This window comes from Ochrobactrum sp. A-1, from assembly GCF_022488005.1.
GTDB lineage: Bacteria > Pseudomonadota > Alphaproteobacteria > Rhizobiales > Rhizobiaceae > Brucella.
On record NZ_JAKVQC010000007.1, the window covers coordinates 1,653,212 to 1,678,448 of the forward strand.

Consider the following 25,237-nt stretch of genomic DNA (forward strand, 5'->3'; position numbering starts at 1 on the left):
CATGCAGACTCATTTCAGCCCCGACCAACTGCGCGATCCCGGTGTCAACGAAGCCGAAAAAATCCTGCGGAAATGCGTGCATTGCGGCTTCTGTACCGCCACATGCCCGACGTATGTGACGCTCGGTAACGAACTCGACAGTCCCCGCGGACGCATTTATCTGATCAAGGATATGCTGGAAAACGGCCGCCCGGCGGATGAGGAAATCGTGCGCCATGTCGACCGCTGTCTGTCCTGCCTCTCCTGCATGACAACCTGCCCTTCGGGCGTCAATTACATGCATCTGGTCGATCATGCGCGTGCGCATATCGAAAAGACCTATAAGCGCCCATTTATGAACCGCTTCTTGCGTGGGGTTCTGGCGCAGGTGTTGCCCTATCCGGGGCGCTTCCGTGCAGCACTAAAGCTTGCGAAGATCGGCAAGCCGTTTGCGCCGCTTCTGCGAAAGAGCCAGGCCCTGCGACCGATGGCGGCAATGCTTGATCTTGCTCCACAAAATTTGCCAGCCGCCGCCAATGTCGAAACGATCAGTGCCGCCAAAGGCGAGAAGCGTGGTCGCGTTGCGATCCTCAATGGTTGTGCGCAACCAGTGCTCAATCCAGGCATTAATGCGGCAACCTTGCGCCTTTTGAACCGTTTCGGCATTGAGGTCGTGACACCGAAAGGCGAGGGCTGTTGCGGTTCGCTGGTCCATCATATGGGACGCGAAGAGCAGGCACTTGATCAGGCACGGCACAATGTCGATATCTGGACGCGTGAGATCGAAGCGGGTGGTCTTGATGCCATTATCGTCACGGCATCGGGCTGCGGCACGACCATCAAGGACTACGGCTACATGCTGCGCCTCGATTCATCCTACAAGGACAAGGCAGCACGCGTATCGGCACTGGCCAAGGACATCACTGAATATCTGGCAAACATTGATCTGCCAGAGCCGGATGCACCGCAGGCACTGACAGTTGCCTATCATTCTGCCTGTTCCATGCAGCATGGGCAGAAAATCGTACGCCAGCCGAAAGACCTACTGTCCAAAGCGGGCTTCACGGTGAAGGAGCCGCTGGAGGGGCATCTGTGCTGTGGGTCGGCGGGTACTTACAACATCATGCAGCCGGAAATTGCTGCAAAACTTCGCGACCGTAAAGTGAAGAATATCGAGGCGACGGGAGCTAATCTGATCGCTACCGGCAATATCGGTTGCATGACGCAGATCGCAACCGGCAGCAAACTACCCATTGTGCATACTGTGGAGCTGATTGACTGGGCCTATGGTGGACCGATGCCGCAAGGATTGTCACAAAGCGCTGCATAAAAAAAAACCGGGCGCTTGCCCGGTTTTTCTTTGATACATGTTCAGCCGGCCGAGAATGTACTCGGGTTCGGACCTATCCGGCCATCGGCCTTGTCCAGTTTCGTAATCGCATCGTGGTCGGTTCCGTTGAGATGGAAATCGAAAATATCGAAGTTTTCCTTGATGCGGGCAGGTGTAACGGACTTCGGGATGACGATATTACCTGTTTCGATGTGCCAGCGCAGAATGACCTGTGCAACCGACTTGCCATGCTTTTCCGCGATGGTTTTCAGCGTAGCTTCCTCCAGAATTTTACCCTGACCGAGTGGGCTCCAGGCTTCTGTTGCGATGTTGTGTTTGCTGTGGAACAGACGCAACTCGTCCTGCTGGAATTGTGGATGCAATTCAATCTGGTTAAGAACAGGCGTAACGCCGCTTTCCTTGATGATGCGTTCGAGATCGGCTATACGGAAGTTGGATACACCAATGGATTTGGCGCGGCCTTCTTCTTTCAGTTTAAGAAACGCGCGCCATGTTTCCATGAAAAGGTCTTTTGATGGCATCGGCCAGTGGATGAGATAAAGATCCACATAGTCCGTACCAAGCTTTTTCAGGCTGGTGTCGAATGCTTTCAGCGTTGATTCATAGCCTTGTTCGCTGTTCCACAATTTCGTGGTGAGGAAAATGTCGCCACGCTCGATACCGGAACCCTTGATCGCCTTGCCGACGCCCTCTTCATTGCCATAAATGGCAGCGGTATCGATGTGGCGATATCCCGCTTTCAACGCTTCGCTGACAGCGGCGACCGCTTCGTCGTTACCCACTTGCCAGACACCGTAACCGAGCTGCGGAATGTGATTGCCGTCGTTCAGTTTAACTGTCGGTACGGTCATGATTTATCCTTTCCCTCCGAAGCATTCGGCGCGGGGTGGCCCCTTTATGCGCATAAATGCTATTGACCTACATGCCGGTTTTCTTCTCCAGCACAACTGCCATCCGGCAGCCTTTTCCATATCTTTCTGGACTTTGCCATGGTCAGCATATGGGTGTTTGGGGCAAAAGGAAAAGCCCTTTCAGGCATGTTTCGAAGTCTGCGATCATTCTTTCTGTGCAGAAATTTTGATCTTTTCAGATGTGTGAAAACAATACGACCGCCTTCGGGAGAAGACGGTCGCAAATGGCATGCAAAATGGTTTGGTTAGCGGACAACGACCTTTGCACCAACTGGAACACGTTCATAAAGATCAGTGACGTCTTCGTTACGCATGCGAATGCAGCCGGACGACATCGCCTTGCCGATGGTCCATGGCTGATTAGTTCCGTGGATGCGATAAAGCGTCGAACCGAGATAAAGGGCACGTGCGCCGAGAGGATTGTTGACGCCGCCTTCCATGCGTGCAGGTAGAATACGTCCCTTCTTGCGCTCGCGTGCAATCATTTCCTTCGGTGGCGTCCAGGTCGGCCATTCAGCCTTGCGGCTGATGCGCTGCGACCCCTTCCAACTGAATCCCTGCTTGCCGACGCCAACACCATATCGCATCGCCTTCCCGCCAGGTTGAACGAGATAAAGGAAGCGCTTGCTTGTATCGATGACGATTGTTCCCGTTTTTTCGTTGCCGGAATAGGACACCATCTGCGGCAGATAAGCTGGATCAATCTGGTGCTTTCGTACCGTGGTTGCCGGATTTGCGGGCGGTCGTTGATAGGAAACCTGGCGATAGCTCGATTTGACTTTTTGCTTCTGCCTGGCTCCAACACGTGGCGCTGGCTGTAAAGATTGCGGTACGGCCTTGATGCGGGCGGGTTGTCCATGCAACTGAGCTACCCAAGGGGCAGAGAGGTCAGGACTCACACTCACCGGCGGCAGGGTTGCATAGCGGTCATTGGCAAACGCCATACCCGTGCTGACGATGGAAACAGCAATCGCCGCAAGCGATCCGATTAAAAGAAGATGACGTGGTTTCATAATCCAGATCCGTCTCTTTGCGCCGGAAAATCTTTGTGGCGCAGTTGCCCGTTGCAGCTCCTGACATCAGCTGTCAGGAGAGCGACCCTCATGCTCGTGTAGGGATTGTGTGCTGGAATGGAATCGTAAAGGTAAATTTTGGTCGCGTGTTTCGCCTGATGGTCCTTCCAATTAAAGTTGTGGTTAGTGTCAGGTTGCGTGACATAATTAATTATGGATGAAACTCGAGAGGCGGAACAATGAGCGAGGTTACTGAGGCAAAAACCGGCCTGATCGTCGGCGCCGATGGTATGGCACGTTGTTTCTGGCCGGGCGAGTTACCGGATTACCTAGCTTATCATGACAATGAATGGGGTGTTCCTGTCTTTGACGATTTCCGGCTTTTCGAGAAAATCTGCCTCGAGGGTTTCCAATCAGGCCTGTCGTGGCTCACGATTTTGCGCAAACGCGAGAATTTTCGTACAGCTTTCGATGGCTTCGATTTCCATCGTGTTGCGCAGTACAATCAAGAGGATGTGGAGCGCTTGCTGGCCGACAAGGGAATTGTGCGTCACCGCGGCAAGATCGAATCCACGATTAATAACGCCAAGCGCGCAATTGAACTGGTTGCAGAAAAGGGTTCACTTGCGGCCTATTTCTGGTCCTTCGAGCCGGGGGCTAAAGATCGCCCTGCCGTGGTGGACTATCCAACTCTTGTCGCCAACCCGACGACTGAGACTTCCATCCGCATCTCCAAAGACCTAAAGAAGCGCGGCTGGTCATTCGTTGGGCCGACCACGGTTTATGCCTTCATGCAGGCCATGGGACTGGTGAACGACCACATTGAGGGTTGCCATTGTCGGACTCACATTGAAAAATTGCGACAGAGTTTCAAACGACCGAGCTAGAGCAACGATTGCTAAGCCGCATCATTTCTGCGAGAAACATCCATCTTTGAGTATGGGAGACGATCATGGACTTGGTGTCGTTGTTGGCATTTGCCGGTATTCTGGTCGTGGCGGCGGGCACGCCCGGACCGAATGTCGGCGCGTTGGTGGCACGTGTCATCAGCCGCGGCCACAAGGGCGTTTTTCCATTCATGTTCGGTCTGTGGCTCGGTGATGCCATCTGGCTTTCACTCGCGGTTTGGGGACTGGCCGCGCTGGCTAATACGTTTCATACAGCGTTTCTCATCCTCAAATATGTGGGCGTAGCCTATCTGGTCTATCTTTCGTGGAAGATGTGGATTGCTCCGGTAGATGAAGTTGCAGATGGAGATGCCATTCCGCGTCAGGGTGAAGCGGGGAAGCTCTTCCTTAGTGCGCTGGCGATCACACTCGGCAATCCGAAGATCATGGTTTTCTACCTCGCCATCTTGCCGACGGTGGTTGATATCACCCATGTTTCGCTGGTTGGCTGGGGCGAATTGCTGCTGGTCATGTTTGCGGTTCTCGCAGCAGTCGATACCGCATGGGTGGTGCTCGCAGCGCAGGCGCGACGGTTTCTGCGCAGTCCCCGCATGATGCGAATTGCCAATAGAACCAGCGCTGGCATGATGGCGGGAGCGGCTGTCGCCATTGCGACACGCTGAACAGGCTTCCCGCACTTGCCGCAACGGACTTGATCGGTTAGGAAACCGGCAACAGAATTGATGCCGGTTCCAATCGGCATGTATGTATAAATCAGCGATCAGGCAGGAAAAATGGCCGATAAAGCGGACAAGATGAAGGCGCGGTTGCCGCGCGGGTTTGTCGATCGGGTGCCGGATGATTTGCGCGCCGCTGAAAAGATGATGGCGACCATCCGTGAAGTTTATGACCTTTATGGCTTCGAGCCGGTGGAAACTCCGCTCGTGGAATATACGGACGCGCTTGGCAAGTTCCTTCCGGATCAGGATCGCCCGAACGAAGGCGTGTTCTCGTTTCAGGACGACGATGAACAATGGCTGTCGCTGCGCTACGATCTGACTGCGCCGCTGGCACGTTTTGTTGCCGAAAACTACGAGTCGCTGCCAAAGCCTTATCGCAGCTATCGTAATGGTTGGGTGTTCCGCAATGAAAAGCCGGGACCGGGCCGCTTCCGTCAGTTCATGCAGTTCGACGCTGACACGGTCGGTGCGCCGAATGTCTCTGCTGATGCTGAAATGTGCATGATGATGGCCGACACGCTGGAGCGCCTTGGCATCCGTCGTGGCGATTATGCGATCCGCGTCAATAACCGCAAGGTTCTCGATGGCGTGCTGGAAGCCATCGGCCTTACAGGTGAGAGCAATGCTGCGAAACGCCTGAATGTGTTGCGCGCCATCGACAAGCTCGACAAATTTGGCCCGGAAGGCGTTCGCCTTCTGCTTGGTAAAGGTCGCCTCGATGAAAGTGGCGATTTCACCAAGGGCGCAGAGTTGACCGATGCCGCGATTGAAAAGGTGCTGGCTTTCACCGCCGCCGGTGGTGCGACGGGTGCCGATACGATCGCCAATCTCCGTGCAGTCGTCGCAGGCAACGCCAAGGGCGAAGAAGGTGTGACCGAACTCGCCGACATGCAGGCGCTGTTCTCTGCGGGCGGCTATGATGGCCGTGTGAAGATCGATCCATCTGTTGTGCGCGGTCTTGAATATTACACTGGTCCGGTTTTCGAGGCAGAACTTCTGTTCGATGTGACTAATGAAGACGGCCAGAAGGTCGTGTTCGGTTCGGTGGGGGGCGGTGGCCGTTACGACGGTCTCGTGTCACGCTTCCGGGGTGAACCAGTTCCTGCGACTGGCTTCTCCATCGGTGTTTCGCGTCTGATGACGGCTTTGAAGAACCTCGGCAAACTGGATGTTTCCGATGTCGTCGGGCCGGTAGTGGTTCTGGTCATGGACAAGGATACGGAAAGCCTTGGGCGCTATCAGAAAATGGTCTCCGATCTGCGTCAGGCTGGCATTCGCGCTGAAATGTATGTTGGCGGATCTGGCATGAAGGCGCAGATGAAATATGCTGATCGCCGTGAGGCTCCGTGCGCCATCATTCAGGGTTCGCAGGAGCGTGAGGCCGGTGAGGTGCAGATCAAGGATCTGGTTGAGGGCAAGCGTCTTTCTGCGGAGATCGAGGACAATGTAACCTGGCGTGAAAGCCGTCCGGCGCAGATCACGGCCAAGGAAGATGATCTCATCAATGCTGTCCGTGAAATCCTTGCCAGTCAGGCGCAAGATCGCGCAGAACAGTCTAAGTGACGGAAACCATGGCTGGATCGAGCTCATCTGGTATTCTCAATTCTCTTCGTGTAACGCTTGATGCGCGCGAAGCCGAACTTGTCGAAATTCCGCTGATCCAACCAGCTGATCCATTTCTGGATATGGCGGGCGAGGATTTGCGCCGCCGCATTTTTCTGACCGAAAACGAGAATGGCGATAGTTTGTGCTTGCGACCGGAATTTACAATTCCCGTCTGCCGCAACCACATCGCTCTAAACGCCGCCACGCCGAAGCGCTATGCTTATCTGGGCGAAGTGTTCCGTCAGCGTCGTGACGGAGCGGCTGAATTCCTTCAGGCTGGTATTGAAGACTTGGGCGCTTCCGACGAAGCGGCTTCGGATGCGCGCTCAATTGCAGATGCTCTTTCCTGCGTTCGTGCTGCGGCTCCGGAAGCAGAACTTGAGATCGTTTTGGGAGACCAGTCGGTTTTTGCGGGCATGCTGAAGGCGTTGGGCCTGCCACAAGGCTGGCGCAAGAAGCTTTTGCGTTCTTTTGGCGACGCGAATTCGATGGAGCAGGTACTAGCCGAGCTGACCGGCGCACAGCGGCGTGATCCATTGCCGGAAACCCTTGCCGTTCTGGTCGCAGAAGGCGACGAAACCGGGCTTGCGCGCATGCTGGAAGCGGAAATGTTAGAAGCTGGCATTTCGCCTAGCTCTGGACGCTCGCCCGCAGAGATTGCACGGCGGTTGATCGAAAAGGAGGATTTGGCGGCCACGCGTTTCCCGGCATCTGCGCTCGACCTCTTGAAGCAGTTTCTCGAAATGCGTGTATCGCTTGATTCCGCAGCCGTTACCTTGCGGGCGTTCGCATCGGAACACGCCCTTGACCTTGCTGCGGTATTGCAGAAGTTTGAAGCGCGTAGTGAAGCTGTTGCGAATGAGGGGATTGCTACGAAAGATATTATCTACGATGCCTCTTTCGGGCGGCCGCTCGATTATTATACCGGCCTCGTCTATGAGATTCGTGCCACAGGCGTGGAGAAGGATGCTGTTCTGGCAGGTGGTGGCCGCTATGATCGGCTTCTGACCATGCTTGGCGCTTCCGAAAACATTCCCGGCGTTGGCTTTTCCATCTGGCTGGACCGGCTTCAGGCCCTGGCGGGAGAGAAAAAATGAGTGTCACCCTCGCGTTGCCGTCCAAGGGACGGTTGAAGGAACAGACGCTCGCAGTGCTCGAAAAGGCGGGCTACAGGGTGATCCTGCCAGACGACTCGCGTAATTACCGAGCGCGTGTCGAGGGCGAACCTGATCTAGATATTCTGTTCCTTTCAGCTTCAGAAATTGCCCGCGAGTTGGGATATGGCAGCGTTGATCTGGGCGTTACAGGCGAAGATCTTGTTCGCGAAACATTGGCGCATTCGGAAGAACGTGTGGCTATTGAAGCCGAATTGGGATTTGGTCATGCCGACGTGATCGTGGCAGTGCCCGAAGTCTGGCGCGATGTGACCAGCATGGCCGATCTGGATGATGTAGCGGCAGATTTCCGCCAACGCCATGGTCGTCGTCTGCGCATCGCCACCAAATATTGGCGACTGACACAGCAGTTTTTTTCGCAAAAGCATGGCATTCAGGTTTACCGCATCGTTGAAAGCCTTGGTGCCACTGAAGGCGCTCCGGCGGCTGGTTCTGCGGACATGATCGTTGATATTACATCGACCGGTTCAACGCTGCGGGCCAACCGTCTCAAGGTTTTGGAAGATGGCGTTATTTTGCGCTCGCAGGCTTGCCTTGTTTCGGCACGCCGCAGCCGGGAGAATTCACGTGTCACTGAAGTTGCGACCCGTATTCGTAAAGGATTGGACGGGTAGATAACTTCAAGTTTGTCTTTTATGTTGCGAGTTGCGATTTCACAATTGGAACTCGGAACAGTCCAGATGAACGGTGTGCGGAGATTGATTGGTCGTTGTGCTTGTGAAGCTGTCCGTTTCACCGTGCCAGATGAATTCGAATACGCCCTGAACTGCCATTGTTCATTATGTCGTCGTGCGACGGGCAGTGCATTCAAGGCTTTTGGCGGAATAAGAACCAACGCATTGGAAGGGGCGAACGACAAAGCGTTGCTCATGTTTGTCGGCAACGAGACCGATCACGATGTGCGCTGTGCTGCTTGCGGTTCTTTTCTATATTCCATTGTTCGCGACGGGGAATATGTTCATGTCAATTATGGTGTATTGGCTGAGGAGCCAAGCCTGAAGCCGTCGGCCCATATTTTCGTTGGCTCGAAAGCTCAATGGTATGACATTCTGGATGATCTGCCTCAGTTCGAGGAGTATCCAGCATTGTGATTGTGCTGACGACAAGGGTTTAGAGATAAGAAAACCGCGCCATGAAAATGGCGCGGTTTCGTTGTCTTTACGGCACTTGATCAGCTGCGCTTGGCGTCGATCGAAAGCGAACCTGCGCCATGCAGGGCAAGGATGAAAAGACCACCGGCAATTGCGAGGTTTTTCTGCGCCATCATGGCGTTCATACCCTGCGAGAAGTCCATATGGGCAACAAGCGTCGCGCCGATGGTGAACAGACCGACAACGGCTGCCGCGATGCGGGTCTGAAAACCGACGAGAATTGCGAGGCCGCCAACAAATTCCACCAGACCGACAATAACAGCCGTAACGGTCGGAACCGGAAGGCCGAGGCCAGCAAAATAACCTGCGGTACCCGAGATGGCGGTCAGCTTGGCATAGCCAGCAAGGATGAAGAGAATCGAAAGGAAAATGCGGGCAATGAGCGTTACAACGCCATTGGTCTGCGGAGTGATAGAGGACATGCGGGGCTATCTCCTGTTGAACTGGGGCATCAATTAACGATTACTGACTGTCAAGGAAAGCCGTCTAATCCTCGACAGTTCGTTTACAGTATGAATACAATTCATTCTGGCGCAATCATTCTCTCTGCGCGCACCAGTCGCTCATAGTCTGCTTCCGACACCAATCCACTCGCCAATGCTTCTTCGCGCAAAGTCGTTCCATTTTTGTGAGCAGTCTTGGCGATCTTGGCCGCATTGTCATAACCGATCGCCGGGGCCAGTGCGGTAACGAGCATCAGCGAGCGGTCCAGCAGTTCCTTGATACGGTTCAGATTCGGTTCGATTCCCTCGACACAATGATCAGCAAACGACACCATGGCGTCGCTAAGAATGCGGATTGATTGCAAAACATTAAACGCGATCACCGGTTTGAACACATTGAGCTCAAAATGGCCTTGGCTTGCGGCAACGGTGACAGTGGTCTGGTTGCCGAATACTTGTGTTGCCACCATCGTCAAAGCCTCGGCCTGGGTCGGGTTGACCTTTCCGGGCATGATGGACGACCCTGGTTCGTTTTCCGGCAATGACAGTTCACCCAAGCCGGAACGAGGACCTGAACCGAGGAAACGGATGTCGTTGGCTATCTTGAAAAGATCTGCCGCCAAGGCGTTCAGGCTGCCGTGGAAGTTGAGAATGGCACCATGGCTGGCTAGAGCCTCAAATTTATTGGGCGCAGTCTTGAAAGTAAGGCCGGTAACTTCGCTCACCGCATCGGCGAAGCCTGTATCGAAACCAACCGGTGCGTTGAGGCCCGTACCGACTGCAGTTCCGCCTTGCGCGAGCAGAAAAATGTCTGCGAGTGATTGCTGGATACGATGACGCGCATATTCCAATGCGGCGCGATAACCGGAAAATTCCTGTCCGAGTGTGACCGGCGTCGCATCCTGCGTATGGGTACGGCCGATCTTGATGATATCCTTAAATGCCTCTTCCTTGACCTGAAGCGCCTTGGTCAGGTGTTCAAGCGCCGGGTAAAGCCGATTGACTGCCTCAACCGCCGTAGCGACGTGGATCGCCGTCGGGAAGCTATCATTGGACGACTGGCTCATATTCACGTGGTCATTGGGATGGACCGGCTTCTTGGACCCCTTTTCGCCACCGAGAAGCTCGATAGCCCGGTTTGAGATGACCTCGTTGGCATTCATGTTCGATTGCGTTCCCGAACCAGTCTGCCAGACGACCAGTGGAAAATGGTCATCGAGTTTGCCCTCAATGACTTCTGAAGCCGCTACAGCAATGACCTGACCGAGAACCGGATCGAGTTTGCCAAGCGCAATATTGGTTTCTGCCGCTGCGCGCTTGACGACACCCAATGCGTGAACCAATGGAAGCGGCATGCGCTCCCCGCCGATCTTGAAGTTTTGCAATGAGCGTTGCGTCTGGGCGCCCCAGTAACGGTCCGCAGGAACATCAATCGGTCCGAACGTATCTGTCTCGGTACGCATAGCTGTCATTTCAGGTCTCCGGGTAACTTGGACTCGAAGCCGAGCCATTCTAAGCAAATATAGCACCGCCAAGTCCTTGGCGGGCTAATGTTTCTTCGTGAAACTTTTATAACGCAATCACTTGATAAAATATGACTATAAAAGTCAAATTTTATTGACCGGACCTGAACGGTCAAGCGTCATCCTCATCCTCACTGTCATCCGCTTCGGAAATCCAGGCGGTCGGTTCGATCTTGCGCTGGGTCTTACTATCGGTGAACGTCCACCAGCCTGTATCAGTCTCATCCCATTGACCGCCGCCGGCCTGCAACTGGGCTAGCGTTCGATACTGTGCAATTGACTCATTGCGCTGGTCATCTTCATCGGTCCAGACGACTGTTATCTTACTGCCGTCTTTCGGAGCTGTGGCGATGGGAAGTTCTTTGCGCATATGATCATCCATTCCATTGTGACTGCAGATAATCATAGGGCATACAATGCCAGCGGCAAGCCGGAACCCCAACGTTCCGGCCTGCCGTCTTGTTTATGCCGAACGTGCAGACTTAAGGGCCTTGCCCCACCAGATCAGCTGATCCAGCATGTTCTTGGCAGCTTCCCCAAGATGCGGGAAATCGTCCAGCTTATTCTCGCCTTTGACGACAGCGAGATAATCAGGAAAAAGGATATGAACGCCGGTTTTGACGGACATAGAAGACATTTCGACGGCAATCATCCGCAGTTGTTCGACAGCGCGAGCGCCGCCAACGCCGCCATAACCGACAAACCCCATTGGCTTCTGAATCCAGTCACCGTAGTCGATGGCGTTCTTCAGAACAGCAGTGGGAGCGTGGTTGTATTCAGCCGCGGTCAGAATGTAGGCGTCGAACTCGCGCAGCTTGGTTTTCCATTTGTCGGCAGTTTCCGCTTGTGCAGTCGTGGTGGAAGTGTCGCCATAGAAGCCCATCGGATAGTCGGCAATATCGAGAATTTCCACGTCCAGTGCGGCCCGTTCGGCAGCGAGTTTCGCAATCCACTGGGAGGGAACTGGGGCAAAACGCTGTTCGCGCGTGCTGCCGACGATGACTGCGACTTTGAGCTTAGACATAGATAGCACCTTTATTAGAGTGGTAACCATTGGAAACCGACGCTATATAAGTGACTAATTGGCGGCGCAAGGAGGCACTTTTATGAAACCCGGTGACTTCAAGGAAACCAGTGCATGCAGGACTGTAGCGGAGATTTTGTCGCGAGTTGGCGATAAATGGACAGTGTTTGTGGTGAGTTATCTCGGCAATGGTCCAATGCGGTTCAACGAATTGCGCCGAACAGTGGATGGTATTTCGCAAAAAATGCTGACGACGACGTTACGTAATCTGGAACGGGATGGTTTCGTCAAGCGCACTCTCTTTCCGACAATCCCACCAAAGGTCGAATATGAATTGACCGAATTGGGGTGCGATCTTTTGCGCCCTGTGCGAGCGCTGGGTGAGTGGGCGATAGCCAATGAAGCAAAGGTGCTGGTCGCTCGTGCCCGCTATGATGCTTTAGCGTCAGGTAATGCACAGATCGACGCTGCAGAATGAGAGCTAATCGTTGAGGAGTACAAGTGGAAAGACAGGCCGAAGCCTGCCTTTCCTGTTGCCTGAGACAGGACTTCCAAAGTGCGGGGGCAAACAGGAAGTCCATCTCTATGTCATTCGGGATTGATCATGATTGGCGGTTATGAGTCAATCAGAAGTTTCTAAAATAAAGACTTTACTGCCGCAAAGCGTGAGCAGAGTAAATTTTTCATAAATCACAAATGGTTACGCAGCAGAAAAAGAAAGGCGGCCCAAGGCCGCCTTTCGCGCATTTTCATCAAAGTAAGCTTTGTGGACTTTTTAGAAGTCCATGCCGCCCATGCCGCCCATACCGCCAGGCATGCCAGCCGGAGCTGCATCCTTCTTAGGCAGTTCGGCGATCATGGCTTCCGTCGTGATCAGGAGGCCAGCAACCGATGCTGCGTTCTGCAGAGCGGTGCGGACAACCTTGACCGGATCGACAACGCCAGCCTTGATCAGGTCGCCGAATTCGCCATTGGCAGTATTGTAGCCATAGGTTTCAGAGGCATTTTCAAGGATCTTGCCAACAATAACCGAAGCTTCTTCACCGGCATTGGTCGTGATCTGGCGAGCCGGAGCCTGCAGAGCGCGACGAACGATGTTGATGCCAGCTTCCTGATCGGCGTTGATGCCCTTGGCAGAGATCTTGGCCGAAGCGCGGAGAAGGGCGGTGCCGCCACCAGCAACGATGCCTTCTTCAACCGCAGCGCGGGTTGCGTTCAGCGCGTCGTCAACGCGGTCCTTCTTTTCCTTCACTTCAACTTCCGTTGCACCGCCGACGCGGATCACGGCAACGCCACCAGCGAGCTTGGCAAGACGTTCCTGAAGCTTTTCACGATCATAGTCCGAAGAGGTTTCTTCGATCTGCTGCTTGATCTGCGAAACGCGAGCGTCGATTTCAGCCTTCTGGCCTGCACCGTCAACGATCGTGGTGTTTTCCTTCGAGATCGAAACCTTCTTTGCACGGCCGAGCATGTCAAGCGTAACGGTTTCGAGCTTGATGCCGAGGTCTTCGGAGATAACCTGACCGCCGGTGAGGATCGCGATGTCTTCCAGCATGGCCTTGCGGCGATCGCCGAAACCAGGAGCCTTGACAGCAGCAATCTTCAGGCCGCCACGCAGCTTGTTGACGACGAGCGTTGCAAGAGCTTCGCCTTCGACGTCTTCAGCGATAATGACGAGCGGCTTGGAGGTCTGAACGACAGCTTCCAGAACCGGCAGGAGGGCCTGAAGGTTCGAGAGCTTCTTTTCGTGCAGGAGGATGTAAGCGTCTTCCAGGTCAGCAACCATCTTTTCCGGGTTGGTGACGAAGTAAGGGGACAGATAACCGCGGTCGAACTGCATGCCTTCAACGACTTCGAGTTCGGTTTCAGCGGTCTTGGCTTCTTCAACCGTGATCACGCCTTCATTGCCGACCTTCTGCATCGCGTCAGCGATCATCTTGCCGATTTCGGCTTCGCCGTTGGCAGAGATCGTGCCGACCTGAGCAACTTCTTCCGACGTGTTGATCTTCTTGGCCTTGCCGAGAAGTTCAGCAACAACTTCGGTTACTGCGAGGTCGATACCGCGCTTCAGGTCCATCGGGTTCATGCCGGCAGCAACAGCCTTTGCGCCTTCCTGAACGATTGCCTGACCGAGAACAGTTGCAGTCGTCGTGCCATCACCAGCAGTGTCGTTGGTTTTCGAAGCCACTTCGCGCAGCATCTGTGCGCCCATGTTTTCGAACTTGTCTTCCAGTTCGATTTCCTTGGCGACCGATACGCCGTCCTTGGTGATGCGCGGTGCGCCGAAGGACTTGTCGATGACAACATTGCGACCCTTGGGGCCGAGCGTTACCTTAACAGCGTCAGCGAGGATATCGACGCCGCGCAGCATCTTTTCGCGCGCAGTGCGGCCGAATTTTACGTCTTTTGCAGCCATTTTACTCTCCTGGGAATATCCCGGTCAGATTATGGTGAATTGGATTTCTAGGATAAAAGCGAAACGCTTCTGGCTAATTAGCCAACGATACCCAGAATGTCGGATTCCTTCATGATCAGCAGGTCTTCGCCGCCGATCTTGACTTCGGTGCCCGACCACTTGCCGAACAGAACCTTGTCGCCAGCCTTGACTTCCAGAGCGATCAGCTTGCCAGCTTCGTCACGGGCGCCTGCGCCAACAGCGACGATTTCGCCTTCCTGCGGCTTTTCCTTGGCGGTGTCAGGGATGATGATGCCGCCTGCAGTCTTGGCTTCCGATTCAACGCGACGAACGACGACGCGGTCATGAAGCGGGCGGAACTTGATATCAGCCATGGTATAACCCTTGGTGTTATAGACGTTGAACCCTGTTAACGGATCGAGCCGATCCGCGCTTGTTAGCACTCATCAAGCGAGAGTGCTAACGTGGCTCTGAGATAGAAGCCGGACCTTATCTTGTCAAGATTGCCTGAGAAATTTGACAGACAAATGATGGTTAATTTGCACCATCTTTAATGCGGAACGGCAAAGAGGTGGCTCCGGCCAACCCGGCATATGGTGATGTCGTTGGCAATATCAATTGACGAGACGCAAGTTTGACAATTCGTCGCCGATCTGCCGGAAGGTTTCGCTCAGTTCGCCACCTGTCGAGTTCCAGAAAAGCTTAACTGGTTTACCGCTTTCCATGCGCACGCGTGAGTTTGAAGAGCACGATCTCAGCAAATCTATTTGTGCTTTCTCTGCGCTATCCGTCGCACTGAGGTCCAACGCGACTGTCATGACGATGATGTTTGCGGACTTGGCATTGTCGCAGAGCTTTGCAAAGCGGGCGTTCATAGCCTTGGTGTACGTACTGTTGTTTTGCGAAACCGAAACGCCGCTTTCCTGAAACAAGCGGGACTGCGTGTAGTTTTTGGTTATACGACCGGTATAGCCATGTGCCGAATAATACGACAAGTTTCCTGCGCGATCCGGCCCAGAACCCGCGAGGCCGTCATATTTATAGTAAGTGTTGGCACCGTCGGTGAGTACGATTACGACCTTGTCGTTGCCCCGTTCAGTCGCAGCGCGGGCTTCTGTAAATGGTGCGCCTTGGACGATTGTCCGCCATCCCCAGGCCATCGCTTCGGGAACGTTTGTGCCGCCAGCTGGCACCATCGCCTTGATTGCGGTTTGGATCGTTTTCATCCCTTGTTCCGTCGAGACGTCCGTCAAGGGCGTGAGAGGTAATGATGTACAACTATAGTTCGGGCCGCCGTCTTTCGATCTTCCACCTCGGTAAATCTTATCAAGGGAATCACGCAAATAGTATTTTTTGAGGTCGCTTTGTCGAGACGAATAAGACAGGGATACCTCATCTTGCCACCAACTGTTCAAAACTGTCGAGGTGACGTTTCCTTTGCTGTCGGTGTTGTAATATTCAGCCGGGCCGAACATGGGTACAAATAACGTGTTTGGATTATTGTCAGAAGGAGGCGTCACATCCAGGGCATAAGTGCCTGGACGAGACTCGACACACCCCTGCCAAGGTAGCCAGGTCTCCTTTGATCGCTGTGAAAGGTCGGCATAGAGTTCCGCGCGCGAAAAAGGCTTGTTATTGCGTGTTCCCCAACCTGTACCAGATTTGTAGTATCGCCCGCTGCCTGCCGGTCTTTCTTCTATTTTGCGCGTATTGTCGATCGTGATTGGTAGTGTAAAGTTTTCAAGATTCACGGAAGACTTGCCTTCCGGGTCCATCCAGGTTGCGTTCAAGTATTGTGGGCCGACATTCACAGAGCCCGCAAAAGGAACTAATGAAAACTGCACGGGTCGTTCGACGTGCGTTATGAGCGCAGATTGCGAGGCCATCGTCTCGACAAGCTGCGAGGCGGCTTCCTTTAGAAGATCGATGCGTTTTTTTGTTGACCCACTTCTTGTTTCATCCATTGAACCGGAGTTGTCGAGGACCAGTGCAACTTCAATTGTGTTCTTAAGTCTGACGGAAGCGTTGAGCGTATACCGGTATTGGTCCCAGTTATCTCCTGTGAGGCGGGAGGCTACTACGCCAAACAGAGATTTGTAGGTAAACCCAGCAGTAGCGAGTATCTGTTGATCAGTTGTTCTATCTTGGGGGAAGGCGATCTGGAAATTGACTGCATCTGCACTTAGAACGGTGAGGTTAGCGGTAAAAACTTTGGCGCCGTAGACCTGCACGACGGTCTGATTTTCACCAGTGGAAAACCTCTTGCCTACAGCAAGTGCCGCAGCATCAAGCGAGGCCTGCACATTGTTGCGCACGCGCATGAGATTGGCTGTGTCAACCGCAACCATGCCTGCCAGAAGCAGAGGTACCAGCACTAACGCCGTTATCATTGCAAAGTTACCGCGCTCGTCCCTGATAAAGAACGCGCTCGGTGATTGAAGCAAATGTTGACGAAGCCTGAGGGCTTGAGTGATCCAGTTTTTCAATTTGGCCCCCGCCGACGGTTGTGTCTGCGACACATGAAATGAAAAGTTGTATCCGCTCCTATCAGCATCTTTCTAACAGTCAGTCACGAAGCACGGTAAATGATCGATGAAACACACTATGGGATAATTGGACGCGCTCTGCGGGTTGGATATCCGGACCAAAGGCCGTGACAGAAGTGGTTGCCTGCGTTAGATGGAGCGCTGACTGCCTTTTTGGCGGACTTCCATATATCTCCTATAGCGGCTCTCGCCTTACAGATGGATTATCAAGAGGAAACCATGAAGCAGCTCGAACGCCTCGACGATCTGACCGACCAGTACGATGTGCTCTTCTGCGATGTATGGGGCGTGGTGCATAACGGCGTGTCCGCCTATCCGGCTGCAATCGACGCGTTAAAACGTGCGCGCGCTAAAGGCGTTACGGTCATTCTTGTGACGAATTCTCCAAGACCTCATCCCGATGTTGAAAAGCAGATGTTAGGTCTTGGCGTTCCCGCCGATACTTATGATCGCGTAGTTACTTCGGGTGACGTAACCCGCGATCTGATCGCGGAAGGTCCGCGCAAGGTATTTCATATCGGCTGTGAACGCGAGCTGACCATCTATGACGGTCTTGATGTTGAACTGGTCGAAGAATTTGAAGCTTCAGGCGTCGTCTGCACCGGGCTTTATGATGATGAAAGCGAAACGCCGGACGATTACAAGGAATTGCTGGCCCGGTTGCGTTCGCGCAATCTTCCGTTCATCTGCGCCAATCCGGACATTATGGTCGAGCGTGGCACGCGACTGATCTGGTGCGCGGGGGCCCTTGCGCGCGAATATGGCCAGCTCGGCGGACGCACACTTATTGCTGGAAAGCCGCATCGCCCGATTTACGAGGCAGCATTGCGGTTTGCCGAAGAGATTCGGGACGAAAAAGTCGAGAAAAGCCGAATTCTCGGTATCGGTGACGGAGTTCTGACTGACGTGAAGGGCGCTGCCGATTTCGGATTGGATGTGCTTTATATCTCCGGCGGAGTTCATGCCGCGGACTATACAACTGACGGTACCGTTGACATTAGCCGAATGGAAGCGTTTCTCCAGAAGCACGGCAACCGCCCGGTCGCTACGCTTAACGCTCTTGTTTGAACCTCAGCAATCCCGCTACTATCAAGCGAAGTCCAGATCAAGATGACCAAATCCAGCTTTCAGCGCCTTTCTGGAACGGATTCCTTACCGGAACGCTTACAGAATTGTGTGGTGGCAATCGGTAATTTCGATGGTGTCCACCGCGGCCATCAGGCGGTGCTCGAACGCGCGCTGGAGATCGCCGGAAAGCACGACCTGCCAGCGGTGGTCCTGACTTTCGAGCCGCACCCACGCAGCTTTTTCAAGCCCGACGCGCCAATCGATCGTTTGACTGCGGCGGTGAAGAAGGCAGAAATACTGCGTCTGATGGGATTTGATGCTGTCGTTGAACAGCCCTTTACCGATGAGTTCTCATCCCGCTCGGCTGAAGATTTCGTTGAGCACATTCTGGTTGACCGATTGCACGCAAGCTGTGTGGTCACGGGGTACGATTTTCATTTCGGCAAGGGACGGCGCGGGACACCGGAGTTTCTTCAAAAGGCCGGTGAAGATGCTGGTTTCACAGTTACTCTGGTTGATGCCTTCACCGATGAAGGTGCCAATCTTGTCTCATCCACCCGCATAAGAAATCTGCTTTGCGAAGGTGACGTCGTCCAAGCAGCAGGACTTCTTGGTTATCGCTATATGGTGTGTGGTGAAGTCATTCATGGCAAGAAGCTAGGGCGAACACTTGGATTTCCGACTGCCAACATGAAAATCGACGCGCAGGCAGGCCTGAAGCACGGAATCTATGCTGTCAGGTTCAGGCGCGAGAATGGCGACCTTTACGATGGGGTTGCAAGTTTCGGTCGTCGCCCGACTGTCGATAGTGACGGTATACCCCTTCTTGAAACCTTCCTGTTTGATTTTTCGGGGGATCTCTATGGTGAGACCGCTTGTGTATCGTTCTTCGGGTTTCTACGTGGCGAGATCAAGTTTGATGGTCTTGATCCGCTTATCGAGCAGATGGGGCACGACGATGCGGAAGCGCGAGCCCTGCTTGCAAGTGCGAAACCACTTTCGGACCTGGATCGGTTGCTTTCTTTTGAGTGAGGCGAACTCTTGGTTTCGTTTTCCACTTAAGATTTAAATCAAATTTTACTTATTCTCGACAAAAAGGGATAAATGCCTCAAAACTTGTTGGGGTGCTTTTTGTTGGAGTTTAATGTGGCACGTATTGTTCCTCTGGCGCTCGTTGCAGGTGCCGCATTCCTAACGAGTAGCTCGCTTGCTTTCTCGGCCGATGCGCAGCAAACTGATATTTACGCGGCTGAAACGGTTCAGCCTGCTCGCAAGCATTTCTGGTCCGGCGATTGGTATCTCAAGGTAGGTGCGGCAGGGCTCGTAGCTCCGAAGTTCGAAGGCTCGAACAAATATCGCTTTTCTGCTCAGCCGTTGATCTCGCTTGGTCGACACGGGCAGGCGACACGCTTTTCGTCACGAAACGACAACGTATCCTTCGCTTTGATTGACAATGATCGCTTCCGTGTGGGGCTCGCCGGGAAGCTGCTGTTCGAACGAGATGACGATATTCATGGTCTGAAAGATACAAAATTCGGCGGTGAAGCAGGTGCGTTCGTTGACGTTTATCCAACCGACTGGCTGCGTGTGCGTGGTGAAGTGCGTCAAGGTATCCGTGCACATAAGGGCGTGGTGGCTGATATTGCTGCAGATGCATTCTATGATGTCACGCCGACCGTTCGCGTTTCAGGTGGTCCGCGTGCTACCTTCGCATCAAAGGATTATTTCAAGACATATTTCGGCGTCGATGCCGAGGAAGCAGTTGCGTCGGGACTTTCCGAATATAGTCCAGGCGGTGGCTTCAAGTCAGCTGGTGTTGGTGGCGCAATTACCTGGAAGGCAACCGACAAGATCGATACGAGCCTGTTTGGTGAATATAGTCGTCTGCAAGGTCCGGCAAAGGATTCAAGCATCGTGAAAGAACGTGGATCCCCGGACCAGTTCATGGTCGGGGTTTCTGCGACCTATCGTTTCGATTTCTCGCTGGACTGACCTCAGCGGTATCAATGTGAACATTTTCAGGGGCAGGGATGCAGTTTTATTGCGTCTTTGCCCCTCTGGCCTCTTTATTCCTGCGAAGCTCATTGCTAAAAGCGTGCCCATGATGACGAATTTTCGGCTTATCATGACGGCCATACGAATTATTGGCCCGGCCTCCCGCTTTGCCTGAATGGCTGCTTTGCCAGGCAATATCTGGCGCGAGGTCCGGGAGTGACCGGCTGTGCTCCACAGTCCCATGTTTTCTTTGATCCACATGCCCGCCACTTCTGGCTGGGGCTTCACAGGCGAATACCCTCATGACTGAGACGACCAAAATCGATTATTCCAAAACCCTTTATCTGCCGCAGACCGAATTCCCGATGCGTGCTGGCTTGCCGCAGCGTGAACCGCTTTTCGTTGAGCGCTGGGAGGGCATGAACCTTTATAAAAAGCTTCGTGAGCAGGCGAAAGATCGCCCACTTTACGTACTGCACGACGGTCCGCCCTATGCCAACGGCAATATCCATATCGGCCACGCGCTGAACAAGATCCTCAAGGACGTCATCACGCGCTCCTTCCAGATGCGCGGATACAATTCGAATTACGTTCCGGGTTGGGATTGCCACGGTCTGCCGATTGAGTGGAAGATCGAAGAAAAGTATCGCGCTGAGGGCAAGAACAAGGACGAAGTTCCGATCAACGAATTCCGCCGGGAATGTCGTGAATTTGCTTCCAACTGGATCAAGGTCCAGACGGAAGAGTTCAAGCGCCTTGCGATTCTTGGCGATTTTGAAAATCCGTACACCACGATGAACTTCCACGCTGAATCGCGTATCGCTGGTGAACTTCTCAAGTTCGCGGCCTCAGGGCAGCTTTATCGCGGCTCCAAGCCGGTGATGTGGTCGGTCGTCGAGCGCACGGCGCTTGCCGAAGCCGAAGTCGAATATCACGATGTCGAGTCGGATATGATCTGGGTCAAGTTCCCGGTCGCTGGACAAGACGATCTCTCCGGCAGCGCCGTGGTGATCTGGACGACCACGCCGTGGACCATCCCCGGCAATCGTGCCGTGTCGTATTCTTCGCGTATCGAGTACGGGCTTTATGAAGTCACGGAAGCCGAGAACGATTTCGGTCCGCGTCCAGGCGAAAAGCTTATCTTCGCCGACAAGCTCGCGGAAGAATGCTTTGCCAAGGCGAAGCTTCAGTTCAAGCGTTTGCGTGGTATCTCGGCTGATGAACTAGGTAAAATCGTTCTCGATCACCCACTCAAGGGCTTTGGCGATGGTTATGAATTCATCGTGCCGATGCTCGACGGCGATCATGTTACCGATGATGCGGGTACGGGTTTTGTGCATACAGCTCCAAGTCACGGTCGCGAAGACTTTGAGGCATGGATGAACTACGCCCGCGAGCTGGAAGCGCGCGGTATCGATCCGAGCATCCCGTTCCCGGTCGGGGATGATGGCTTTTACACCAAGGACGCACCGGGCTTTGGTCCTGACCGTGAAGGTGGTCCTGCACGCGTTATCGACGATAACGGCAAGAAAGGCGATGCCAACAAGTCTGTCATGGATCAGCTCATCGCCCGTGAAAAGCTCTTCGCCCGTGGTCGCCTGAAGCACTCCTATCCGCATTCGTGGCGCTCCAAGAAACAGGTCATCTTCCGCAACACGCCGCAGTGGTTTGTCTATATGGACAAAAACCTCGGTGACGGCACGACGTTGCGTTCGCGTGCGTTGAAGGCGATTGATGACACTCGTTTTGTACCGGCGGCTGGTCAAACCCGCCTGCGCTCGATGATCGAGGGCCGTCCAGACTGGGTTCTGTCGCGCCAGCGAGCCTGGGGTGTGCCGATCTGTGTTTTCGTGGATGAAGAAGGCAACATTCTTCAGGATGATGCCGTCAACAAGCGCATTCTTGATGCTTTTGAGGCAGAGGGTGCCGATGCCTGGTTTGCTGAAGGTGCTCGCGAGCGGTTCCTCGGAAGTCGCTCCAATGAAGGCTGGACGCAGGTGCGTGACATCCTGGACGTGTGGTTCGATTCCGGTTCGACCCACACCTTCACGCTGGAAGATCGCCCGGACATGAAATGGCCGGCAGATGTCTATCTCGAAGGTTCCGACCAGCATCGCGGCTGGTTCCATTCCTCGCTTCTGGAAAGCTGCGGCACGCGCGGCCGCGCGCCATACAATGCCGTCGTGACCCATGGTTTCACAATGGACGAGCACGGCAAGAAGATGTCGAAGTCGCTCGGCAATACGGTGACACCGCAGGACGTCATCAAGGAATCCGGCGCGGATATCCTGCGTCTGTGGGTCATGACGACCGATTATTGGGAAGATCAGCGCCTCGGCAAGAGCATCATCCAGACCAATATCGACGCCTATCGCAAGCTGCGCAACACCATCCGCTGGATGCTGGGAACGCTGGCGCATGATGAAGGCGAAAACGTCGCTTATGCCGATCTGCCGGAACTTGAACGCCTGATGCTGCATCGTCTGACCGAGCTGGATGAAGTCGTCCGCTCCGGCTATGATGCGTTCGATTTCAAACGCATTGCGCGCTCGCTGATCGATTTCATGAATGTCGAGCTTTCGGCCTTCTATTTCGATATCCGCAAGGACGCGCTTTATTGCGATGCGCCGTCGAGCGTTCGTCGCAAGGCTGCGCTTCAGACTGTGCGTGAAATCTTCGACCGTCTGACGACCTGGCTGGCGCCAATGCTGCCATTCACGATGGAAGAAGCGTGGCTCGACCGCTATCCGCAATCGGTTTCGGTTCATGCCGAGCAGTTCCGCCCGACGCGGGCCGAATGGCGCGACGACGTGCTGGCCGAAAAGTGGCGCAAGGTTCGTGCGGTGCGCCGTGTCGTTACTGGCGCTCTGGAACTGGAGCGTGCGGACAAGCGTATCGGATCGTCGCTCGAAGCCGCTCCGCTCGTCTACATTTCCGACAAGAGCCTGACCGATTCGCTCGAAGGTCTTGATTTTGCAGAAATCTGCATCACCAGCGGTATATCGTTGAGTGACGCGGCTGCACCGGAAGACGCTTTCACGCTTGGTGATGTGAAAGGTGTAGCTGTTGTGCCTGCACGCGCTGATGGTGAAAAGTGCGCGCGTTCGTGGCGTTATACGACAGATGTTGGTTCCGACCCCGAGTTTCCCGAAGTCTCGGCGCGAGACGCTGCCGCTCTCAAGGAACTAAAGTCACTTGGCAAGCTTGAGGCTTGATGGTCTTCTGAAGGATTTGCCCTCGGCGTTTCACATGGCGGGGGCATTTTCAGAAGGAAACGGGTTGCATTCCTCTCTTCGGACATGGTGAAATACCAGTTAACATCGGATTGCCGCATGGGGTGCACTCATGTACAAGGCATTCCTCGGATAATTTCAAGATCTGCCTTGGAGTTGCCGGTTTCTTCAGTCAAGGCTTGCTTGAGCAAATTTTGGTGAAGATAAGATCGGCAAGCGTAAAAGAAGTGGCGCTAATGAAGATTGAAGGACGAGTTCTGGTGCTTATGACAGCGATAGCGGGCGTTTCGCTATCCGGCTGCGTTTCTTCGCCAACCTATGGAACCGACAAGACCGCAGGAGCACAGCTCTTTGACGACGTGTCGAATATGGCGAGCTTCGGACAAGGTAAGAACAAGAAAGAGCGGATTGATTACAAGCCGCGTCCCGATCTGGTTCGTCCGGCTCCTGGTGACAAGGGCCAGCTGCCTGCTCCTCAGCAAAGCGTCGCCAGCTCCAACGATCCGAACTGGCCAGAATCACCGGAACAGCGCCGCAAACGTCTGCGTGACGAAATCACTGCGAATCGTGATGATCCGAATTTCGTCTCACCGGTCGTTCAGGATGGTCCGGTGGCGTCTAATATTCAGGCAGCCTTGCCACGCGGTAATAGCCGTCGTGAAGATTATGAATCCCGTACACCGACGTTCGACCCAGCGAAGGTTGCTGCCTACAAGGCCGCACGGGAGCAGCAGACTCAAGGTTCCTCGACGACGCGCCGTTATTTGAGCGAGCCGCCGCTTACCTATCGTGAGCCAGCGTCTACCGCAGCTGTCGGTGAGTTGGGTACGGACGAGGCTCAGAAGGAGCGTGAGCGCAAGAAGGCCGCTGGCAAGTCAAAGGGCTGGCGCGATTATCTTCCTTGGAACTAACTCTTCTTTAAATAAAATGGTTGATGGTAAGCCTCAGTAAATAAAATTTACTGAGGCTTACTTTATTTCGGGTTCGTTTCATTGCTTCGGCTATTCTTTTTTGAAATCATTAAATATTTTTAATGTTGCTGGTTCTGACGTATATTTGATTTCAATCAAAGATTTCCTTCAAGCAGATCGTATCTTGCCAACTTGGGATATAAGGTATGATTTGATGAACAAGATGAACACTATCTGGGATACGCCGTCGCGGTATGGTCTGATCAGCAGAGCTCTTCACTGGCTGATGGCTGTTTTGTTTCTTTGGCAGTTTATGTCCGCAATCCTGCGTGTTGTCGCTAAAGATACAACGATCTATAATATCTTCTGGTCGGCTCATCACCAGCTCGGTTTTGTGCTTCTGGTATTGGTGCTATTGCGCGGAACATGGGGAGTACTGAATTTCGGTCGTCGTCCGCATAAATCAGGTCATGTTGGCAAGCTGGCGACGCTGGGACATCTCGTTATCTATGGACTGATGTTCGCAGTTCCAGCCTTGGCGCTGTTGCGTACATATGGCAGTGGGCGAGGTTTCTCGTTTCTTGGTGTTCGGATTTTCGAGCAAACAGGCGTGCAGAATGCCGCACTAACCGCTCCCGGTAATGTACTGCATGGTTTGTTGGGGTGGGTGTTGCTTGCGGCGGTCTTTGGGCATGTCTTGATGGCACTTTTTCATCATTTCGCACTGCGGGATGATACGCTGCGCTATATGACTGGACGCAAGGTCTTGAATTAGCGCTTATCGCGGAAGAAGTCCCGCAGGATTTCCTGCGCGTCTCTCTCGGAGAGGCCCGCGTAGATCTCGGGTGTATGATGGCAGGTGGGCTGCGTAAAAAAGCGTGGCCCTTGCTCCACGCCCCCTCCTTTCGGATCGGAGGCGCCATAATATAGACGACGGATACGGGCAAAAGAGATGGCGGCTGCGCACATCGCGCATGGTTCCAGTGTCACATAAAGATCGCAGTCGATTAGACGTTCGGATTTCAGAGCTTCGCCCGCGTCGCGAATTGCAAGTACTTCAGCATGAGCGGTTACGTCGTTGAGCTCACGTGTGCGGTTGCCTGCCCGCGCGATGACTGTACCCTGATGCACGATGACTGCGCCAATCGGAACTTCTCCGCGTGCGCCTGCAGCTCGTGCCTCTTCCAGTGCGATCTCCATGGGAATCGCCATATTCTGGTTCAGGACTTCGGCACTCTTTTTCACGCGGGTTCCATTTCATGCACT

At 53.9% G+C, this 25,237-nt stretch carries 24 protein-coding genes; 14 read left to right on the top strand and 10 right to left on the bottom strand.

All coding sequences use genetic code 11. The features are described from left to right. The first annotated feature begins 1 nt into the window (after position 1). Positions 2-1,309 carry a glycolate oxidase subunit GlcF gene (gene glcF, locus MKS82_RS26080; RefSeq protein WP_109986818.1) on the top strand — a complete coding sequence of 436 codons (1,308 nt, stop codon included), beginning with the start codon at positions 2-4 and terminating at the stop codon, positions 1,307-1,309. A 41-nt stretch (positions 1,310-1,350) separates the two neighbouring features. On the opposite strand, the gene MKS82_RS26085 is transcribed toward glcF, so the two are convergent. Beyond that, positions 1,351-2,181: an aldo/keto reductase gene (locus tag MKS82_RS26085; protein WP_109986819.1), complete on the bottom strand. Its 831-nt coding sequence runs from the start codon at positions 2,179-2,181 to the stop codon at positions 1,351-1,353. A 305-nt stretch (positions 2,182-2,486) separates the two neighbouring features. After that, positions 2,487-3,254, bottom strand: a complete 768-nt coding sequence (locus MKS82_RS26090; protein ID WP_109986820.1) for a L,D-transpeptidase — start codon at positions 3,252-3,254, stop codon at positions 2,487-2,489. 239 nt (positions 3,255-3,493) lie between these two features. Here MKS82_RS26090 and MKS82_RS26095 point away from each other — a divergent pair, with 239 nt between their 5' ends. From MKS82_RS26095 to MKS82_RS26120, 6 genes are all read left to right on the top strand, one after another. Beyond that, positions 3,494-4,141: a DNA-3-methyladenine glycosylase I gene (locus MKS82_RS26095; protein WP_109986821.1), complete on the top strand. Its 648-nt coding sequence runs from the start codon at positions 3,494-3,496 to the stop codon at positions 4,139-4,141. A 65-nt stretch (positions 4,142-4,206) separates the two neighbouring features. After that, positions 4,207-4,824, top strand: a complete 618-nt coding sequence (locus MKS82_RS26100) for a LysE family translocator (protein ID WP_109986822.1) — start codon at positions 4,207-4,209, stop codon at positions 4,822-4,824. Positions 4,825-4,935: 111 nt separating this feature from the next. Beyond that, positions 4,936-6,444 carry a histidine--tRNA ligase gene (gene hisS / locus MKS82_RS26105; RefSeq protein ID WP_109986823.1) on the top strand — a complete coding sequence of 503 codons (1,509 nt, stop codon included), beginning with the start codon at positions 4,936-4,938 and terminating at the stop codon, positions 6,442-6,444. An 8-nt stretch (positions 6,445-6,452) separates the two neighbouring features. After that, the gene (locus tag MKS82_RS26110; RefSeq protein WP_109986935.1) at positions 6,453-7,583 is read left to right on the top strand and encodes an ATP phosphoribosyltransferase regulatory subunit; all 1,131 of its coding nucleotides are present in this window, start codon (positions 6,453-6,455) and stop codon (positions 7,581-7,583) included. After that, entirely contained in the window at positions 7,580-8,275 is a 696-nt protein-coding gene (gene hisG, locus MKS82_RS26115; protein WP_109986824.1) for an ATP phosphoribosyltransferase, read from the top strand. The genes MKS82_RS26110 and hisG overlap by 4 nt, the downstream gene beginning before the upstream one ends. Before the next feature lie 66 nt (positions 8,276-8,341). Beyond that, positions 8,342-8,752: a GFA family protein gene (locus tag MKS82_RS26120; protein ID WP_240579468.1), complete on the top strand. Its 411-nt coding sequence runs from the start codon at positions 8,342-8,344 to the stop codon at positions 8,750-8,752. An 80-nt stretch (positions 8,753-8,832) separates the two neighbouring features. On the opposite strand, the gene MKS82_RS26125 is transcribed toward MKS82_RS26120, so the two are convergent. The 4 genes from MKS82_RS26125 to MKS82_RS26140 all read right to left on the bottom strand — a co-directional run bounded on the left by MKS82_RS26125 (position 8,833) and on the right by MKS82_RS26140 (position 11,802). Next, complete coding sequence (locus MKS82_RS26125; RefSeq protein WP_109986826.1) at positions 8,833-9,234, bottom strand: DoxX family protein; 402 nt, start codon at positions 9,232-9,234, stop codon at positions 8,833-8,835. A 101-nt stretch (positions 9,235-9,335) separates the two neighbouring features. Then, complete coding sequence (gene fumC, locus MKS82_RS26130; RefSeq protein ID WP_109986827.1) at positions 9,336-10,727, bottom strand: class II fumarate hydratase; 1,392 nt, start codon at positions 10,725-10,727, stop codon at positions 9,336-9,338. Between the two features lie 163 nt (positions 10,728-10,890). Next, the gene (locus tag MKS82_RS26135) at positions 10,891-11,148 is read right to left on the bottom strand and encodes a hypothetical protein (protein ID WP_109986936.1); all 258 of its coding nucleotides are present in this window, start codon (positions 11,146-11,148) and stop codon (positions 10,891-10,893) included. Between the two features lie 93 nt (positions 11,149-11,241). Continuing rightward, on the bottom strand, positions 11,242-11,802 hold the full coding sequence (locus MKS82_RS26140) for an NADPH-dependent FMN reductase (protein ID WP_109986828.1): 561 nt from the start codon (positions 11,800-11,802) through the stop codon (positions 11,242-11,244). 82 nt (positions 11,803-11,884) lie between these two features. Between MKS82_RS26140 and MKS82_RS26145 the strand changes: the two genes are divergently transcribed. Further along, positions 11,885-12,280 (top strand): winged helix-turn-helix transcriptional regulator, encoded by a 396-nt coding sequence (locus tag MKS82_RS26145; RefSeq protein WP_109986829.1) that lies wholly within the window; start codon positions 11,885-11,887, stop codon positions 12,278-12,280. Positions 12,281-12,577: 297 nt separating this feature from the next. Here the strand turns inward: MKS82_RS26145 and groL are convergent, their stop codons facing one another. The 3 genes from groL to MKS82_RS26160 form a co-directional block, all read right to left on the bottom strand. Then, entirely contained in the window at positions 12,578-14,218 is a 1,641-nt protein-coding gene (gene groL / locus MKS82_RS26150; RefSeq protein ID WP_061346604.1) for a chaperonin GroEL, read from the bottom strand. 77 nt (positions 14,219-14,295) lie between these two features. Next, the gene (groES, locus tag MKS82_RS26155) at positions 14,296-14,592 is read right to left on the bottom strand and encodes a co-chaperone GroES (protein WP_006472506.1); all 297 of its coding nucleotides are present in this window, start codon (positions 14,590-14,592) and stop codon (positions 14,296-14,298) included. Positions 14,593-14,832: 240 nt separating this feature from the next. After that, entirely contained in the window at positions 14,833-16,704 is a 1,872-nt protein-coding gene (locus MKS82_RS26160; RefSeq protein ID WP_240579469.1) for a pilus assembly protein TadG-related protein, read from the bottom strand. Between the two features lie 279 nt (positions 16,705-16,983). Between MKS82_RS26160 and MKS82_RS26165 the strand changes: the two genes are divergently transcribed. The 6 genes from MKS82_RS26165 to MKS82_RS26190 all read left to right on the top strand — a co-directional run bounded on the left by MKS82_RS26165 (position 16,984) and on the right by MKS82_RS26190 (position 24,746). Then, positions 16,984-17,832 (top strand): TIGR01459 family HAD-type hydrolase, encoded by an 849-nt coding sequence (locus MKS82_RS26165; RefSeq protein WP_109986830.1) that lies wholly within the window; start codon positions 16,984-16,986, stop codon positions 17,830-17,832. A 42-nt stretch (positions 17,833-17,874) separates the two neighbouring features. Continuing rightward, a complete protein-coding gene (locus tag MKS82_RS26170; protein WP_109986831.1) occupies positions 17,875-18,864 on the top strand; it encodes a bifunctional riboflavin kinase/FAD synthetase in 990 nt (329 codons plus the stop codon). 72 nt (positions 18,865-18,936) lie between these two features. Further along, positions 18,937-19,824, top strand: coding sequence for a MipA/OmpV family protein (locus MKS82_RS26175; protein ID WP_181394250.1), 888 nt, complete (start codon positions 18,937-18,939; stop codon positions 19,822-19,824). Between the two features lie 305 nt (positions 19,825-20,129). Beyond that, entirely contained in the window at positions 20,130-23,042 is a 2,913-nt protein-coding gene (ileS, locus tag MKS82_RS26180; protein ID WP_109986833.1) for an isoleucine--tRNA ligase, read from the top strand. A gap of 254 nt (positions 23,043-23,296) precedes the next feature. Then, the gene (locus MKS82_RS26185) at positions 23,297-23,971 is read left to right on the top strand and encodes a hypothetical protein (RefSeq protein ID WP_109986834.1); all 675 of its coding nucleotides are present in this window, start codon (positions 23,297-23,299) and stop codon (positions 23,969-23,971) included. A 214-nt stretch (positions 23,972-24,185) separates the two neighbouring features. Beyond that, positions 24,186-24,746 (top strand): cytochrome b, encoded by a 561-nt coding sequence (locus MKS82_RS26190; protein ID WP_109986835.1) that lies wholly within the window; start codon positions 24,186-24,188, stop codon positions 24,744-24,746. Here MKS82_RS26190 and MKS82_RS26195 read toward each other — a convergent pair. Continuing rightward, entirely contained in the window at positions 24,743-25,171 is a 429-nt protein-coding gene (locus tag MKS82_RS26195; RefSeq protein ID WP_276313505.1) for a nucleoside deaminase, read from the bottom strand. The genes MKS82_RS26190 and MKS82_RS26195 overlap by 4 nt on opposite strands. Positions 25,172-25,237 lie beyond the last annotated feature (66 nt).

Excerpts from the sequence above, each read along its gene's own strand:
- MKS82_RS26090 (WP_109986820.1), bottom strand. The coding sequence starts at position 3,254 with ATGAAACCACGTCATCTTCTTTTAATCGGATCGCTTGCGGCGATTGCT.
- fumC (WP_109986827.1), bottom strand. The coding sequence starts at position 10,727 with ATGACAGCTATGCGTACCGAGACAGATACGTTCGGACCGATTGATGTT.
- MKS82_RS26165 (WP_109986830.1), top strand. The coding sequence starts at position 16,984 with ATGAAGCAGCTCGAACGCCTCGACGATCTGACCGACCAGTACGATGTG.
- MKS82_RS26100 (WP_109986822.1), top strand. The coding sequence starts at position 4,207 with ATGGACTTGGTGTCGTTGTTGGCATTTGCCGGTATTCTGGTCGTGGCG.
- MKS82_RS26095 (WP_109986821.1), top strand. The coding sequence starts at position 3,494 with ATGAGCGAGGTTACTGAGGCAAAAACCGGCCTGATCGTCGGCGCCGAT.
- MKS82_RS26185 (WP_109986834.1), top strand. The coding sequence starts at position 23,297 with ATGAAGATTGAAGGACGAGTTCTGGTGCTTATGACAGCGATAGCGGGC.
- MKS82_RS26190 (WP_109986835.1), top strand. The coding sequence starts at position 24,186 with ATGAACAAGATGAACACTATCTGGGATACGCCGTCGCGGTATGGTCTG.
- hisG (WP_109986824.1), top strand. The coding sequence starts at position 7,580 with ATGAGTGTCACCCTCGCGTTGCCGTCCAAGGGACGGTTGAAGGAACAG.
- hisS (WP_109986823.1), top strand. The coding sequence starts at position 4,936 with ATGGCCGATAAAGCGGACAAGATGAAGGCGCGGTTGCCGCGCGGGTTT.
- ileS (WP_109986833.1), top strand. The coding sequence starts at position 20,130 with ATGACTGAGACGACCAAAATCGATTATTCCAAAACCCTTTATCTGCCG.
- MKS82_RS26175 (WP_181394250.1), top strand. The coding sequence starts at position 18,937 with ATGCCTCAAAACTTGTTGGGGTGCTTTTTGTTGGAGTTTAATGTGGCA.
- MKS82_RS26140 (WP_109986828.1), bottom strand. The coding sequence starts at position 11,802 with ATGTCTAAGCTCAAAGTCGCAGTCATCGTCGGCAGCACGCGCGAACAG.
- MKS82_RS26135 (WP_109986936.1), bottom strand. The coding sequence starts at position 11,148 with ATGCGCAAAGAACTTCCCATCGCCACAGCTCCGAAAGACGGCAGTAAG.
- glcF (WP_109986818.1), top strand. The coding sequence starts at position 2 with ATGCAGACTCATTTCAGCCCCGACCAACTGCGCGATCCCGGTGTCAAC.
- MKS82_RS26120 (WP_240579468.1), top strand. The coding sequence starts at position 8,342 with ATGAACGGTGTGCGGAGATTGATTGGTCGTTGTGCTTGTGAAGCTGTC.
- MKS82_RS26145 (WP_109986829.1), top strand. The coding sequence starts at position 11,885 with ATGAAACCCGGTGACTTCAAGGAAACCAGTGCATGCAGGACTGTAGCG.
- MKS82_RS26125 (WP_109986826.1), bottom strand. The coding sequence starts at position 9,234 with ATGTCCTCTATCACTCCGCAGACCAATGGCGTTGTAACGCTCATTGCC.
- MKS82_RS26170 (WP_109986831.1), top strand. The coding sequence starts at position 17,875 with ATGACCAAATCCAGCTTTCAGCGCCTTTCTGGAACGGATTCCTTACCG.
- MKS82_RS26110 (WP_109986935.1), top strand. The coding sequence starts at position 6,453 with ATGGCTGGATCGAGCTCATCTGGTATTCTCAATTCTCTTCGTGTAACG.
- MKS82_RS26195 (WP_276313505.1), bottom strand. The coding sequence starts at position 25,171 with ATGGAGATCGCACTGGAAGAGGCACGAGCTGCAGGCGCACGCGGAGAA.
- groES (WP_006472506.1), bottom strand. The coding sequence starts at position 14,592 with ATGGCTGATATCAAGTTCCGCCCGCTTCATGACCGCGTCGTCGTTCGT.
- groL (WP_061346604.1), bottom strand. The coding sequence starts at position 14,218 with ATGGCTGCAAAAGACGTAAAATTCGGCCGCACTGCGCGCGAAAAGATG.
- MKS82_RS26085 (WP_109986819.1), bottom strand. The coding sequence starts at position 2,181 with ATGACCGTACCGACAGTTAAACTGAACGACGGCAATCACATTCCGCAG.